The organism is Aeribacillus sp. FSL K6-2833 (assembly GCF_037965815.1).
Lineage (GTDB): Bacteria > Bacillota > Bacilli > Bacillales > Aeribacillaceae > Aeribacillus > Aeribacillus composti.
Window position 1 is genome coordinate 3,892,592 of record NZ_CP150189.1, and the last position, 15,690, is coordinate 3,908,281.

General features: G+C 39.4%; 12 protein-coding genes and 1 pseudogene. 1 reads left to right on the forward strand and 12 read right to left on the reverse strand.

Annotated elements, in window-relative coordinates; genetic code table 11:
• Positions 1 to 102 precede the first annotated feature (102 nt).
• The 7 genes from NSQ94_RS18670 to NSQ94_RS18700 all read right to left on the reverse strand — a co-directional run bounded on the left by NSQ94_RS18670 (position 103) and on the right by NSQ94_RS18700 (position 9,334).
• Complete coding sequence (locus NSQ94_RS18670) at positions 103 to 690, reverse strand: class D sortase (RefSeq protein ID WP_144597633.1); 588 nt, start codon at positions 688 to 690, stop codon at positions 103 to 105.
• Between the two features lie 385 nt (positions 691 to 1,075).
• Complete coding sequence (locus NSQ94_RS18675; RefSeq protein ID WP_339229810.1) at positions 1,076 to 2,443, reverse strand: 2-oxo acid dehydrogenase subunit E2; 1,368 nt, start codon at positions 2,441 to 2,443, stop codon at positions 1,076 to 1,078.
• 29 nt (positions 2,444 to 2,472) lie between these two features.
• Positions 2,473 to 3,492, reverse strand: coding sequence for an alpha-ketoacid dehydrogenase subunit beta (locus NSQ94_RS18680; protein WP_066251433.1), 1,020 nt, complete (start codon positions 3,490 to 3,492; stop codon positions 2,473 to 2,475).
• Positions 3,493 to 3,517: 25 nt separating this feature from the next.
• Positions 3,518 to 4,507, reverse strand: coding sequence for a thiamine pyrophosphate-dependent dehydrogenase E1 component subunit alpha (locus tag NSQ94_RS18685; RefSeq protein WP_066251437.1), 990 nt, complete (start codon positions 4,505 to 4,507; stop codon positions 3,518 to 3,520).
• Positions 4,508 to 4,712: 205 nt separating this feature from the next.
• Entirely contained in the window at positions 4,713 to 6,641 is a 1,929-nt protein-coding gene (locus NSQ94_RS18690; protein WP_066251439.1) for a sigma-54-dependent Fis family transcriptional regulator, read from the reverse strand.
• A 900-nt stretch (positions 6,642 to 7,541) separates the two neighbouring features.
• Positions 7,542 to 7,883 (reverse strand): IDEAL domain-containing protein, encoded by a 342-nt coding sequence (locus tag NSQ94_RS18695; protein WP_063389111.1) that lies wholly within the window; start codon positions 7,881 to 7,883, stop codon positions 7,542 to 7,544.
• Positions 7,884 to 8,524: 641 nt separating this feature from the next.
• A complete protein-coding gene (locus NSQ94_RS18700) occupies positions 8,525 to 9,334 on the reverse strand; it encodes a hypothetical protein (protein WP_327859077.1) in 810 nt (269 codons plus the stop codon).
• Between the two features lie 314 nt (positions 9,335 to 9,648).
• On the opposite strand from NSQ94_RS18700, the pseudogene NSQ94_RS18705 reads away from it, so the two are divergent.
• Positions 9,649 to 9,839, forward strand: a pseudogene (locus NSQ94_RS18705) (IS256 family transposase); the annotation flags it as partial.
• 610 nt (positions 9,840 to 10,449) lie between these two features.
• Here the strand turns inward: NSQ94_RS18705 and NSQ94_RS18710 are convergent.
• From NSQ94_RS18710 to NSQ94_RS18730, 5 genes are all read right to left on the reverse strand, one after another.
• Positions 10,450 to 12,117, reverse strand: a complete 1,668-nt coding sequence (locus NSQ94_RS18710; protein ID WP_327859075.1) for a DNA-binding protein — start codon at positions 12,115 to 12,117, stop codon at positions 10,450 to 10,452.
• Positions 12,118 to 12,226: 109 nt separating this feature from the next.
• Positions 12,227 to 13,027 carry a phosphonate ABC transporter, permease protein PhnE gene (gene phnE / locus NSQ94_RS18715; RefSeq protein WP_063389114.1) on the reverse strand — a complete coding sequence of 267 codons (801 nt, stop codon included), beginning with the start codon at positions 13,025 to 13,027 and terminating at the stop codon, positions 12,227 to 12,229.
• Positions 13,024 to 13,815, reverse strand: coding sequence for a phosphonate ABC transporter, permease protein PhnE (gene phnE, locus NSQ94_RS18720; protein WP_063389134.1), 792 nt, complete (start codon positions 13,813 to 13,815; stop codon positions 13,024 to 13,026). Before phnE (NSQ94_RS18720) ends, phnE (NSQ94_RS18715) begins: the two co-directional genes overlap by 4 nt.
• The gene (gene phnC, locus NSQ94_RS18725; RefSeq protein WP_063389115.1) at positions 13,799 to 14,590 is read right to left on the reverse strand and encodes a phosphonate ABC transporter ATP-binding protein; all 792 of its coding nucleotides are present in this window, start codon (positions 14,588 to 14,590) and stop codon (positions 13,799 to 13,801) included. The genes phnE (NSQ94_RS18720) and phnC overlap by 17 nt, the downstream gene beginning before the upstream one ends.
• Before the next feature lie 114 nt (positions 14,591 to 14,704).
• Positions 14,705 to 15,646 (reverse strand): phosphate/phosphite/phosphonate ABC transporter substrate-binding protein, encoded by a 942-nt coding sequence (locus NSQ94_RS18730; protein ID WP_082830382.1) that lies wholly within the window; start codon positions 15,644 to 15,646, stop codon positions 14,705 to 14,707.
• Positions 15,647 to 15,690: the final 44 nt, after the last annotated feature.

Here is a 15,690-nt window from a genome sequence, read left to right on the forward strand (position 1 = left end):
TCAAATGCTAAATGAACAGTTACCGATAGACGGCTGAATGACTTTATTAAAACAAAAAAGAACCCTTGATGCTTTATAGCAAGGGCTCGTTTTTCCACTGAATTATGCCGGTACCGCATAAATAATATATCGCTGTGGCGCATTTCCAATATAACCGAACGGATAGCATGTTGTTAACGTTAAAACTTCGTTTGGAGCAGTAGATCGGATCACTGTTCGATCATCGGCATCAACAATCTCTGTTTCCTGAATTAAATATGTGAAACGACCATACTCCATTTCAACAATGAGTTCATCTCCAATTTTTAAATCGCCAACATTGCGAAAAACTGTATCCCGATGTCCTGATAAAACGATTTGGTCGTTTTGCCCAGAAAAAGCAGTGCCTCTGTAATGACCGACGCCTTTCTCCAATTCGTCTTCATCCGTCCCCTCAACGATCGGCAATTGTGCTTTAAGTTTCGGGATGTGCAAAATGCCAATCACCTCGTCCATTTTCGGTTGAAAGTCGCTTGGTACAACTTCGCTTCTCTCCTTTTTCTTTACACCTTCTGCACCAACAAGCTGATGGGCTTCCTTCAATGCCTCATTTTGTGCGCTGTGCATTGACCATAACTTCCATCCGCCATATGCGACACAAAACAAACCACAGCCAATAAACAAAATGGGCAGCCAATTTTTCACATGCATCCTCTTCCTTTAATTGAGACTGTTGTTAATTATTTTACCATAAAAAGTCGAGAAGACATCCGCTTCATTTTGCGGAGAAAACCAAAAAATAAAATAATCGGACCCCAGCTACTGTTCTTAGGGAAACCTGTTAAAGCAGCCCATAAAAATGCTAGGCGTCGGTCTGTTTTCAATTGATCTGAAATAAGTAAAAAAAGTAAGAACGTCTCAAGGGCAGAATTTAAAATTGTTGTGAAGGACAAAGGGGCTTGTCTATAAGACTTTTTCGGCTTATAGACGGCCCCCTTTAAAATTTTAAAAACGTTGATATTTGATGTTTTTTGTTTTCAATGGAGATTTGACTGTCTGAACAGCCCCAATTTGTCTATATTTCTTCAAACCCACATTAATTGACAAAAATGAAATTTGGCTCGTTCAAATATTTTTTTAGCTCGTTCAATGCTTTTTGTGCCAACACTCCGTCCATAATCCGGTGATCATAACTGAGCGATAACGCCATCATGGATGCAATTTCAATCGAATCATCGACCACAACAGTTTTTTTCTCGATTCGGCCGATGCCAAGAATACACGATTGCGGATGGTTGATAATCGGTGTAAACCATGCGCCGCCAGCTGATCCGATATTCGATATCGTACATGTAGAGCCTGTCATTTCATCCGCTTGAATGGAACCATCTCTTGCCTTTAGGGTAAGCTCGTGAATTTCTTTAGCAATTTGAAATAATGTTTTTTGGTCTGCATGCCGTATGACCGGCACGACAAGACCGCGGTCTGTATCAGCAGCAAAACCGATATGGTATTGTTTCTTCAAAATGATTTCTTCACGTTCTTCATGAAAGGAAGCGTTTAATTGTGGATACTTTTTCAAAACGATCGTCAACGCTTTCACAACATAAGCTAAATAGGTGAGTTTGATTGCTTCCTCTTCCGCAAACGATTTTATGCTTTGTCGATGCTGAACAAGCTTAGTAACATTCGCTTCATCAAAATGTGTTACATGCGGAATCGTCTTTTTCGAATGAACCATTGAACGTGCAATGAATTTGCGAATGTTTGAAAGCGGAATATATTCATCTTGTACCGAATTGGTCTTTGTTTCTTCCTTCTGATTTTTTTGCTGACTTTCCATCTCAGGCTGCTGATTTTTGCGCCTATTGATCACGGTCTCAATATCTTCTTTTAATATTTTGCCGTTTGGACCCGATGGAATTACCTCTTCAAGATTCACTTGATGTTCTCTTGCAAATTTGCGCACGGATGGAGCGGCCACTATGAATGAAGAATTTGTTTGCTTCTCTTTTTCCCGCTTCTTGTACTCGTTGCGAATATCTTCTTCCGTTACTTTCCCGTTTAAACCAGTCGGCTCCACAAGCCGCCAATCCACCCCTAGTTCTTTCGCTAATTTCTTCACTCGCGGCGTCGCCCTTTTCTCGACCTTTTGCTCCGTTGCTATTTGTTCTTCCGATCTTTCATTCGTTTCTTCTTGTTTTATGTCTGGCTGCCCGTCGCGTTCAGCTGTTTCAATTGTTGCAAGCACTTCGCCGACAGATGCTGTATCTCCTCTTTTTTTACGGATTTCCTTCACGATTCCGCTTGCAGGTGCATGCAGCTCCGATACCGCCTTTTCCGTTTGAACTTCAACAAGTATGTCATTTTGCTCCACCTCATCCCCTTCAGACACATGCCAAAATGCAATTAAGCTCTCATTATATTCTTCCGACAATTGCGGCAATTTAATTTCAATAATCATGTTGGCCTCCTGTGAAAGAAATGGTAGATTTATTCATTAACGAGTTTTATAGCTTCTTGATAAATTTTTTCTGCATTCGGTAAAACAAACTGTTCAAGCGGGCGGCTGAAAGGAATCGGCACATCTGGTACAGCCAATCGTTTGACCGGAGCTTCTAAGTCATACAAGCCTTCCTCTGCAGCTATGGCAGCAATCTCCGCCGTCATGCCGTATGATAAATAATCTTCATCTACTACAAGTAATCGATGAGTCTTTTTAATGGATTGCAGGATTGTTTCACGATCTAACGGGACAAGTGAACGCAAATCGATGACTTCTGCTTCAATTCCTTCTTGCTCCAGCTTTTTGGCAGCCTCCAGCGCATGATGAGTCGTCATTTGAATCCCTACAATTGTTATATCTTTCCCTTCCCTAACAACGTTTGCTTTTCCTAACGGCACCGTGTAGGCTTCTTCCGGAACATGACCGACTGATGCGTCTAATTGATCCATCCATCCTAAACCTTGCAATGTTTTATGGAACATAAAGACTACTGGATTATCATCCCGAATGGCTGAAATCATCATCCCTTTTAAATCATATGGAGTGGATGGAGCCACCACTTTCATTCCCGGCAAATGCGCAAACGTTGCATACAAAGTTTGAGAGTGCTGAGCAGCATCACTGTACCCTCCGCCAACAGCGGTCATCAGCACGATCGGCAGCTTCACTCGACCGCCCGACATATAAGGGATTTTTGCCATATGGTTATAAATTTGATCCATGCAAACGCCAAAGAAATCGACAAACATCAATTCAACGATCGGCCGCATTCCTTCGGCTGCTGCGCCAATGGCCGCTCCAATAAATGCAGTTTCAGATATCGGGGTATCAATCACTCGATCTGATCCAAATTGTTGAAATAATCCTTCTGTCGATCCGAAGATTCCCCCGTAAACTCCGACATCCTCCCCCATGACAAACACGTTTGGATCCCGCTCCATCTCCAATTTAATCGCTTCCGCCATGGCTTTATTTCCCGTTAATAAGCGCGTTTTTGTTCCTTGCACAGCTTATAACCCCTTTCCTGTTTATTTACGAAACGTATAAATCTTTTAAAGCATCTTCCGGATTCGGATAATTGCTGCTGCGTGCAAATTGATAAGCAGCGTCTACTTCCTGTTTTGCTTTATTTTCAATGATGTCAAGATCGTTTTCCGCTATGTTTTGTTCAGAGATTAATAGATTTCGAAGGCGGACGATCGGATCTTTATCCCGAAGAAGCGACACTTCATTTTTATCTCTATACAACTCCGGATCCCCTTGGAAATGTCCCAAGTAACGATATGTTTCAATTTCAATAATCGATGGACCTTCGCCTCGTCTGGCGCGTTCCACTGCTTCTTTTGATACTTCGTACATGCTGATCGGATCGTTGTCTTTGACGTAATATCCTTTAATGCCATATGCAGCTGCACGAACATCGTTAGATGCTACAGATGTCGATGCTGTTTTCGGAACAGAAATTCCGTACTGATTATTTTCAATCACCACAATAAGAGGTAAATTCCAAAGTGCTGCCATATTTAATGACTCATGGAAAGCTCCTTGATTGGCAGCTCCCTCTCCAATAAATGAAACCGCAACCCAGTCTTTCCCTTTTTTCTTAGCAGCTAGTGCTGCGCCAAGGGCGTGCGGGATTCCTGCTCCAACAATTCCTCCACAGGAAAACTTGACATCCGGATCAAACAAATGCATATGTCCTCCCTTGCCTTTGCCAAGCCCGGTTTCTTTTCCGAAAATTTCAGCCGTCATTTTATTTAGGTCAACGCCTTTCGCGATGGCATGATGATGAGGCCTGTGCGGCGACGTAACCGTATCTTCTTTTTTCAAATGAACACATATGCCGACGGCTGCCGGTTCTTGCCCTGTTGCCAAATGCATCTCGCCAGGAACAGGACCCGCCCCAATATTGAAAACCGGATTTTTCCCTTCAGTATAAGCTTCTGCCATTTTGTCTTCGTAATAACGGATTTTGTACATGTTTTCATACATCCATAAAAGATCATTTTTAGAAATTGCCAATGTATTCTCTCCCTTCTACCAAAATAGAAAACGGTTTCAAATAGTTAAATGCAAAAATTGTGCCAAACTACATTTTTTGTGATTGATATATTTAGTTTCATTGAAAATGAATAAGATTTTTTATGCTACACAAAAAACGTCCCGTTTTGGGACGCTTTTTAGAGACACAATGATACAATTTGATACGAAATGAAACAAAATGATATTAATAAGGGATTTGAAATCTTTGCATTTGCCGATAAAAAGTGCTTCGTGATATCCCTAAATATTGCGCAGCTTTTGTGATGTTGCCGTTATATAGATGTAAAGCTTGCAAGATCGACTGCTTTTTCATTTCATCTCGATGAATAAACACCGTTTCCGATTTTGGCTTGGAGTCCGTTTTTATAATTTCCTCAGGCAAATCTTTAATAGTTAAAACAGGCTTCGTCAATTTGTTTAAAGTTCTTTCTACTATATTTTGCAATTCTCTAATGTTTCCCGGCCAATGATAATGTATTAACGCTTGAAAAAAATCCGGTTTGATTTCAGGAAAAGGCTTATTTAACTTTTCACAATTTTTTTCAATAAAATGATGAACAAGGAGCGGTATGTCTTCTTTTCTTTCTCGCAATGACGGCAAAGTGATCGGCATGACATTAAGCCGGAAAAACAAATCCTCCCGAAAGCTGCCTTTTTCGACCTCTTCCCGAAGATTTTTGTTCGTCGCTGCGATGATGCGAACATCAACAGGCAAAACTTTATGCCCGCCGATTCGCACCACTTCCTTTTCTTGTATGACTCGTAAAAGCAATACTTGCATTTCCAAAGACATTTCTCCAATCTCATCTAAAAAAAGCGTACCGCCATCGGCAAGCTCAAATTTTCCTGCACTTCCCCCTTTTTTCGCTCCGGTAAAAGCACCGTCCGCATAACCAAACAGTTCGCTTCCTAATAAATCTCGAGGAATTCCGCCGCAATTGATGGCTATAAAAGGCTTATGTTTTCTGTCACTTTCATTATGGATCGCTTGTGCAAACATTTCTTTTCCCGTACCGCTTTCTCCTAAAATTAATACATTTGAGTCCGTTTTTGCTGCTAGCTTCGCTTCGTTTACTTTTTGGAGAAACTGGGGATGCTTCCCGATCATATCAGAAAAAGTGATTTTCGCCTGATTGCCTGATAAATGATTAATAAATTGTCTTATCTTTTGAATCTCTTTTATAATCATCATTGAACCGATCCATTGGCTGTCTTTATAAATGGGGAGTTTATCAACTAGAACATGAAAAACTTTGTTTGACTGTTTTATTTTTAAGTGCAGTTCATGATTTTGAAGATGTCGAGGGCGATTGGAAATAATCGATTTGTTGCTAAAAACTTCGCTGATCTTTTTCCCTTCCAGGCAAGAATGATTCAATTGAAGCAGCTTTTTTAATTGATCATTCACTTTAATAATGAGCCCTTCCGTATCGAAAATGAGGATGCTCTCTTTCATATTATTGGTAGTCGCTTCAAGAAATCTTTGCATCATAATGTTTTTTTCTGTCTTTTCAATCAGCTCCAGTTGGTACTCAATCGCTTTCACTGCTGACACTACCATTCCTAAAGTATGTGGATGCACTTTTTCATATGGGCCTGAAACATTTAATACGCCGATTATCTTTCCTTTTGAATCGTGAATGGGCGCAGCCGAGCATGTCCATGCCTGGCAAATTTCCGAATAATGCTCCTCAGCATATATTTGTACAGGTTGATTGATCACAATCGAAGTGCCGATTGCATTCGTTCCCATTGCTTGTTCACTCCAATCAGCACCTTCCACAAATTGAATATCAGCTGCCATCTTTAACGTATCAGCGTCGCCAATTGATTTTAACAACTGTCCCTTTTCGTTGCAAAGAATCACTAAAAAACCCGAGCCCTTTACGATTGAATACAATCCTTCCATAAACGGAACCGAACATTCAATTAAAGGCTTGTAATGGTCTATTTCGATTTTTTTCATTTGACCATATCGTTGAAAAGGATCAACATTCATTTCTTTGGAACGAATCCATGAATCCTTTACAATGGGAGATAATTTTTCGTCAAGCTTATTTTCAAAAATAAAGCGCTTCCAACATTGTTTGACATACTCTCTTTTCTTCATTATAAACACCTCCTTCAATTGTTGATTAAAGCTTTTCGTCCAATCGCATCACATGCCAGCTTACAATGTTTATCGAATTTTTCTAATATTCTCCTATATTGTAGCATTACAAAAAAGCTGTGAGAACTAGCGATCCACTGAATGAAGCTCCTTTTATTTTTGAAACTTTTTAAACCAAAAATGCTGGAAACCCCTTTTACTTTTTCAATCATGAGAAATTGGGGCGCCCTTCTTTTGATATCCCGAAAATACAGAAATTTACAGTTACCGATCGTACTGGACGCATCGACAAAATTGTACAAAATTGGTCATAAAAAAACCGATTCCAAAAGATTGGAATCAGTCTTTCTTGCTGTTGCACGGAAGGCCAAATCATTCTCTTTTTTCCGTTATGCATATGTTTGGAAATTGTATTACTAGTTATTAACTTGATCGAATGGTGATTTGGCAAAGCCCTGTTCTTTCTAAATGAAACGGCTTCATGGCATTTAAACGGTAATTCTTAATGTTTAAAATCAGTGATTTTTTAGTATGTTTCATAAAAAAAGACGAAACGACGTTCCAACGATCACTTTGAAAAATGCCGCCGGTTCTTCTGCATATGTAGGCAGAATTCCCTATTGTGAACAAATATTGATCAGTGTGATGATGTTTTTCAAACGTCTTCCTTCATTACATAACAACTGAATTGAGCTGATAAAAAATATATACAATGTAGGAATGTGGGCAGCTATAAAAGAATAAAGGTTTTTGGCAATGGGAAAGAAGTATAATATATTGAAATAATAAAATGCTCTATATTCTGGGAGGATAACATAAAGTTATAACGGGGGAACGTGAATCGTATTAAAACGATCATAAAAATTATTGTGAAAAAATTATCATCGGAGCTGTCCTATTCACTTATATTATGTTTTCTTTCTCCTTTTCTTTCGTTAATTGTTTTAATTTGTTGGACAGCTCCATAAACCAATTTTCATCTTTTGTTAACAAGGCTAAATCAATTAATGCTTTAATCTGCTCTTCATTTTCTATTGGAGATACGGGCAATTTTTTTACCCAATGATTTAATGTTTCAACTGTTTTACCAACGACGATTTCATTGTCGCAAGCCATAACTTTTACTCTTATAATCTTTTGTGATGAATCTATCGTTTCAACATAACCGTAAATAAATTCGCCGCTTTTTGTTTTTCCTTTTACCCAATCCCCTACTTTCACTGGCAACTGATTGATTCCTTCCATTTTATACACCACCACTTGCAGTATTATAGAGATCTGTTTTGAAATACTAAATATCTATGTTGTTAACAGAAATTATTACATGATAATAAAGGGAACGCAAACAATTTAACCTGGGAAATAATAAAAATTTTAAAATTCCATTTTTTCAAATATATAACTTATAATAAATGTTTTCATATTTATTGCAATAGACAAACGTTCAGCACATTTGTTCCATGTGAAACATAAATCAGACAGCCGGCTCAAATTTTACCTGTTGTGCGGCAAATCGTTATTGAAGGAAGGTGCAACTTTCGGCTGTCCTTTCGTTTAAAGATGAAAACATTCTACCCTTTGTGATCAGCTGAGCAATAGCGAGAAAAAAGTTTTTTTAAAATAATTCTTCATGCAAATGAACCATTACATGCTCTTCCTGAAGCATGTACACAATCGACGAAGGAAGCCCGTTAATACATCTTTTCCAAAGCTGGCGCACGATCTATCCACAAGCAATCTCATACTGTATTTCCCATTTAAAAAACAAAAATTTCCAATTGGCCGCTTCCCACTCTATGATAAGAAAAACTATTGTATTTCTTCCGTCTTTTCCTTATTAAGTATCACTATGAATCTACAAAAATGAACATTTAGCATTTATTGATTTAAATAACCTTTTTTGTAGTCGGTGATGTTGGAAAAGGCGGCACAAATTCACTTAATAAATATTCATAAATTGCTTTTTCAACTGATAAGCCACTTTTTGTGATGCCCATATTCCCAAAAAGAACATTAAACTCGAGAATATAAAGATGCCCTCCGCTTATTAGCACATCAAAGCCGGCATGATTAATGTTCAATTGTTTCGAGACATTCAAAACAAGATCACAAGCTTCTTGCGGTATAAATTCAAAACAGAGGCTTCCGCCTTGGGCAACATTGTGGAGAAACTCCCCTTCCGCCCCAACCCGCCAATAGGCGGTGAAAATATCTTTTCCAATGACACAAATGCGTAAATCTTTTCCGTCGTTTTCTAAATATTCTTGTACGTACAAAACATCATTTTGATTAGCATATTGATAAAAATCATACTCATTTTTAATTAAAAAGGTTCCTTTTCCCATTGAATTCCGGACTTCCTTTGCAACAAATGGGAACGGGAACGTTTCTAATACTTTTTCGATATTGCTTGGGGTGCTTGCCAATATTTCCGTATATGGAACATGCTCAGGCGCCACCGTCCACAGCGCTCTCGTCATTTCTACTTTGCTAAAGCCCAGCTGCAATGATTCAATGCTTGGGAAAATTTTTTTCTTTAATCCGTATACTAGAGCAGGGGCTTGCCACGTTTCAGGAAAAAGAACAATATCCGCTTGTCGAATGGTTTCTAATTCTTTAAACATATTGTCAGGCTTTATATAGTGTACTCCTGGAATTCCGATGGTCCAGTATGCATTAAAGGAAACCATTTTCATAAATTCGTGACCACACTCCAAAACATATAACAATTTTCTAAATAAATAATAGAATCTTCATGAATTTTTCGCAAATAAAATTTTCAATAGTTTCCCCTTTCAAATGCCGTGAGAAATTTTTTACTTCATTATGGCATCTTGAAAGGACGTAGAACAGGCGGATGTTTTTTTGCTATTACTTCGACTCTGAAGCGGAAAAAGGGAATCCCCTTGTTTTTATTTATAGTGATCCCGCCAGTGCTGCCTGAGAAAGCGTATCACCATTGCTCCCGGGGCGCAGGCAATATTTTATGATCTGCCATTCCGTCATTACTAAGTATGTGAGAGAGGCGTAATCGCAGCAACGACTTGGGTGTCCTTCTGACAATTATGGACGAATCCAGTCAGTATTCGGAGCGTGATGTATGCGACCAATGTAATCGAACAGACGATCAAGGAGATTCGGAAACGTTTGAAGTCGATGTACAGTTTGAACTCAAAAGCTGAGGAAAACAATTCAGGATTTTAATGAGAAATAGCGGAGAGAAAGCTTCAAGAATTTGCCGAGGCTCATGAAGGGATTGTGGCTTTAGCCCACAACATACTGAAAGTAACCGTCATCCGCCAGCTGTTTTCTAAGAAAAATTGTAAACATATACAAAAGCCAGTATAGAAAAACGAGCTGTTTTTCTATACTGGCTTCATTTTATTAGGGACTTATCGAACCGTCCCTATATTAACTAAATAATGTAAAAAGGGGCATATAAGGAATACCTTATCGAATGGTAATGTACACATACTATTACCCCCGTTGCGAAATACTGTTCTAAAAACAGCTTCAAAAACCTGATACACACTAACACATTTTCAATTTGTAATGGCTATCTCATAGTTACCTTCTGCGTGAGAACGTTATTGCCCGAACCTAAGCGCAAACGGATATAGGCTTCATACGCCGAAACATTTGGATTAATGCGCATCATGATCGTTTTCTTTGCTTTTCCATTTTCATCTGCTGTCAGTTTGCCGATATTGAAATAACCGTAAGTGATTGGCCATGTTCCATCCTCAAATTGGATTTGCGAAATGCTTTGCCCGCCTGACAAATATATTTGAATTTGTCCATTTGCTACTGCTTAGCCAGGTGTTAAACCACTCATCACCACTTCTACCGGAAATGGTATACCACCTAGCGGAATATATTTCGGTGTTAACAATTGATATTTTTCTTCACCGCCAGGCGGCGTCTCAACAATTGACTGACCGATATTGACTGTTTTGGTGAAGACGTTGTTTCCAGCCCCTATTCGAAGGCGAATATATCCTGTTGTTCCGTCTTGTACCGTTGGGTTAAGTCTCATTGTCAGTACTTTTTCCGCCACACCATGCTGATTAGCTTGAATGCTCCCAACACTTTGATAACCGTAAGTGGTAGGCCATGTTCCATTCGGAAGCCGAACTTGCGAAATTGATGTACCACCTTCTAAATATACTTGAATTTCCCCATTTTCAATGACTTGTCCCGGTTTCATATCTGTTAATTTGAGTGTTACTTGAAAAGGTTCTCCGCCAGTTGGCAAATATTCAGGGGTTTCAATGTTATATTTAATATCTTTTGTAGGATCCATTTCCGAGCCAAATGAACCGTCAGCAAATGTCGATTGATCATACCAAAGATAACCTTCATTCGGTGAACGCCAAGGCTCCGGCTTCAGCTCCTCAGAATGCTCTGGGGTCTCCATTTCTAATATTGGTGAAGGCTGATCAAGCGGTATATCAAGTTCAGAGAAGGTTAGATAACTTTCTTTATGAGACAGCCATTCGACAATTTTCATTAGCAATTGGCCATTATCTTTTTCAGTAAATCCGTCGTACGTTCTCTTGACTCCTCCGTGTTCTTCATTTCTATATTTAGGGGTGCTGTCTTCCACCACAGAAGAGTCACCGATGAAAGCGGCCTTTCCTCTTTCCTTTTTTCCTATCGCTACAAAGGGCCCTTCATGAATTCCGCCGCCAAAATAAACCCCTCCGTCAACTGCATTGCTCCATTTGTTTTCTTCTACAGTAAGCCCATCAGGCAAATAAACAATCCCTTTAGCAATTTCAGGATTCATAATAGCCAGTGTAGAACCAGCATGAATCGAAATTTCATCAATGCCACTCGTTATACCAAAGGATTCATCAGATGGTATAATCACATTTGCTGTTGTGTTATCTATCGAGTTAAAACGAAATCTTACACCAAATTCTTCACTTAGCCAATCGGTGCTTTCAACACCAGCCATTGCAGCTTGTTCACCTTGATCCATTCCTTTTGTTGGATTATCAAAAGCCCCTCTGCGCCAACCATTCATAATTTCATTTGAATCCCAACGGTTAAAATTTCGGTCGGCATTATAGTGGTCGGCAATAAAAAATACGCCTCCCCCTTGTTCTGCAAACTCGGCAATAGCATCTTGTTCAGACTTCTTAAAAGGAATTTGTGCCTCTGGAATAATAAAAACATTATAACCTTCTAAATCCTCCAGAGTAAGCGGATCTAAACTCCGATGCTCCTTCACTGTATATCCCGCTTCAAGCAATGCATTGGCAAAATCGGAAAATGCACCATCAATCACCCAATCGGACTGGCCTGCTGTTTGCCCATGGCTGTTATCAAACAAAACTTTCTTGCCGTTCGGATCGCTAGGAACTAAGATTGGGGCCGGATCATTCGGACCTTCTGCACTTACAGTTACGTTTTCCAAAGCAAAAACAAAAAACGCCAATACTGCCACAAGGCCCTGCAACAGCATCTTTCTCATAATTACTCTACCTCCATAATTTATTAACTCAACGAGGCAAAAGCCTTTTATTGAGTTCAGCCGCTATTGCTGGAGCTTTCGATATACATTGCTGCCTTATGAGCATCTGCTAAACCACCTTCTTGCGCAAATAGCCGGAAATGATATCGACGATCGTAACCATGGCAATGATTCCTAATAAAATAATACCGACACGACTCCAGTCGCGAGACTGCATGGCAAATACAAGCGGTGTACCGATTCCGCCTGCACCGATGATTCCTAAAATGCTTGCGGAACGGAGGTTAATTTCAAAACGATATAAGGTGTAAGAGATAAACCCAGGAATGATTTGTGGAACAACGGCAAACCACAGCGTTTGCAAGCCGCTTGCTCCTGTTGCTTTCAAAGCTTCAATTGGTCCGAAATCAATATTTTCCACTTCTTCTGAAAACAATTTGCCAAGCATCCCGATGGAATGGAGTCCGAGCGCCAACACACCGGCAAAAGAGCCAGGGCCTACTACTTTAATAAATAACAACGCCATCACTAGTTCCGGAAATGTCCGGATAAAGCTTAAAATAAATTTTCCTGTTCCTGCCGCAATCTTTCCTTTCGTCATATTGTTAGCCGCCCAAAAAGCAAACGGTATACATAGAAAAGCTGAAATAAATGTGCCTAATATGGCAATCGCTAATGTATCTAATAGCCCTCGGAGCAGATCTTCGCCTTCGGGCAAGTAAACATATCCCCAATCAGGAGAAAGAATGCCGGATAAAATCGCTTTTGTAATTTGGCCGGCCGTTTCTTTAAATCCTTCTATTGGAATACCGGATAATGCCCATATATAAATAACAGCCAACAACACATATATACTCCAAAGCATGAACCGGTTCTTTTTTGGTTTAACTGGTCTTGCAACACTCTTCATAATAGTTTCTCCCGCAATTTAGAACTAATATAGTCGATCAACAAAACAACCATTAATGTAAAAATAATGATTGTACTCACTTTGTCGTATTCAAGAAAACCTAATGTTTTATCATAATATTCTCCGATTCCTCCTGCTCCCACTAGTCCTAATATAGCTGCAGCCCTTATATTAATTTCAAAGGTGTAAAGAACGAAAGAGACAAAGTAAGGGGACACTTGCGGAACGACAGAGTAGACGATCCATTGAATTTTATTGGCGCCAACTGCCGTCATCGCCTCCAATGGGCCTTTATCAATACTTTCCATCGCTTCATAAGTTAATTTCGCAATAATGCCCATTGAGAAAACAGCTAATGCAAATATTCCTGGTAATGGCCCCAATCCGAAAATCGCAACAAATATAGCGGCTAAAAGAAGTTCAGGAATGGTACGAATTAAATTTAAAATAAATCTGAACGGGTAATAAATCCAATTACTAGAAGCGATGTTGCTTGCGCATAACAAAGCAAATGGAACCGCAAGCAAAGCTCCCATCGTTGTCCCAATAACCGCCATGCGGAATGTGTCAAGCATTGCCGGAACAATATCATCAAAATATGACCAGCTGGGAGGATACATTTGTACAAGCAAATCAAACATATTTGGAAACCCTTCAACAAAATCGATGAAAGAACTTTCCGTTTGATAGGCGCTCCAGCCGATCAGCAGCACAATCAACGCTGTTGTCAAGTAATGCTTTATTTTAGTAGGTGCTTTAGGAATTTCTTGTTTAGTTAATCGATTCATATTTAAACTCTCTATCCGCTTCATTTGTTCCCACCTCAAAAGGCTTTCCATATATTTCAGAAAACCGTTTATCTGTCGCTTCCCTAGCAGATCCGTCAAACACAATTTGTCCTGCTTTCAGGCCGATGATCCTTGTGGCATATTGTCTAGCTAAATCGACCGAGTGCAGGTTGACAACAAGCGTTATTCCTAACTCTTGATTGATCTTTTTTAAATCATCCATTACTTGTTTTGTTGTCAAAGGATCTAAAGATGCTACAGGCTCATCCGCTAAAATGATTTTAGCTTTTTGCGCCAAAGCTCTAGCAATCGACACTCTTTGCTGCTGTCCTCCTGAAAGCTGATCCGATCTGGTGTACGCTTTTTCAAGAATATTCATTCGTTCCAGAGCATTCATGGCCAAATCCACATCTTCTTTTGGAAACCATCCCAAAACGGTTCGGAGAGTAGAATGGTAGCCAACTCTTCCAGATAAAACATTTCGCAAAACAGTCGACCTTTTCACTAAATTAAAATTTTGGAAGATCATCCCAATGTCGCGACGGATGCGGCGGAGTTCCTTCCCCTTTGCTTTCGTGATGGATTTCCCGTCTATTGTTATTTCTCCGGAACTAATTTCATGCAATCTATTAATAGAACGTAGCAACGTTGATTTGCCAGCGCCAGATAAACCGACAATCACAACAAATTCCCCTTTTTCAATTTTCAAATCAATATTTTCCAATCCTACTACACCATTAGGATAAATTTTTGTAACACGATGAAATTCTATCACTCTGCATACCAACCTTTTTTAAATATTTATCTAAACATCCCGACGTTGCTTTATCTATTCATAGAGGATTAGCCAGTACGAACGATTCGCCTGGCTATATTTTATGAAAATACATTATTCAGTTTTCACTTTTTCAGCATACTCCCTGACGATATCGAAGTTACTGTCTTTCGATTCTATGTAGCCTTCATGCGTGTAAATGTCTTTTATAATCGCATGCCCTTCTTCGTCTTTTCCAATATCAATGAAAGCTTGCTTGATTTTTTCAACCCATTCTGAATTCATGTCGGAACGGACGGAAATCGTATCGTTCGGAATCGGTTCTGTAAACTCAATGACTTTCGTATCTTCGAAAACAGTTGGGTAATCTCCTGCTACGGTATTGCGGGCATCTTGGAAAACAACCGCACAATCGACATCACCGTTCAAAACAGAAATAATTGCTTGGTCGTGCCCTTTTACTGTTATTCCTTGTACATCTTTTAATGGATCAATCCCATTATCCATCAGCGTTGCGGCCGGCCAAACATAACCTGCAGATGAAGTGACATCTTGAAAAGCGATTTTCTTTCCTTTTAAATCTTTCACACTAGTAATACCAGAATCTTTTTTCACTACGAAAATTGATTTGTAATTGTCTACTAGTTCATCTGTTGGCTGCCCGGTCTCATCATCCACTCCGTAACGTTGCGCTTGAAGAATTACTTCAGCAGCTCCTCTTTCTTTCGCCAGCACATAAGCATTTGGCGGCAAAAATCCTACATCTACTTTTTTGGATTCCATTGCTTCAACAATGGTATTATAGTTCGTTGAAACACTTACCTCTACAGGTATACCCAAACGATCTCCCAATAACTTTTCAAGCGGCTTTGCTTTGGCCTCCAATGTATCTGCATTTTGAGAAGGTACAAATTGTACAGAAAGGGTTTCCGGAATATATCCATCTGATTCTTTGCTGCTATTAGTTTGTTGGGAATTGCTGGATTCCCCGCATCCGCTGATGACCACCGCTGTTAAAGCTAGTATTGTTCCAAAAGCTACTAATTTTTTAAACATATTAATTTCCCCCATATCTTTTTGAAAATCTAATTTCCATTTTA

Excerpts from the sequence above, each read along its gene's own strand:
- NSQ94_RS18670 (WP_144597633.1), bottom strand. The coding sequence starts at position 690 with ATGCATGTGAAAAATTGGCTGCCCATTTTGTTTATTGGCTGTGGTTTG.
- NSQ94_RS18675 (WP_339229810.1), bottom strand. The coding sequence starts at position 2,443 with ATGATTATTGAAATTAAATTGCCGCAATTGTCGGAAGAATATAATGAG.
- NSQ94_RS18695 (WP_063389111.1), bottom strand. The coding sequence starts at position 7,883 with ATGGAAGGAATCAATCAGTTGCCAGTGAAAGTAGGGGATTGGGTAAAA.
- NSQ94_RS18700 (WP_327859077.1), bottom strand. The coding sequence starts at position 9,334 with ATGAAAATGGTTTCCTTTAATGCATACTGGACCATCGGAATTCCAGGA.
- NSQ94_RS18710 (WP_327859075.1), bottom strand. The coding sequence starts at position 12,117 with ATGAGAAAGATGCTGTTGCAGGGCCTTGTGGCAGTATTGGCGTTTTTT.
- phnE (WP_063389114.1), bottom strand. The coding sequence starts at position 13,027 with ATGAAGAGTGTTGCAAGACCAGTTAAACCAAAAAAGAACCGGTTCATG.
- phnE (WP_063389134.1), bottom strand. The coding sequence starts at position 13,815 with ATGAATCGATTAACTAAACAAGAAATTCCTAAAGCACCTACTAAAATA.
- NSQ94_RS18730 (WP_082830382.1), bottom strand. The coding sequence starts at position 15,646 with ATGTTTAAAAAATTAGTAGCTTTTGGAACAATACTAGCTTTAACAGCG.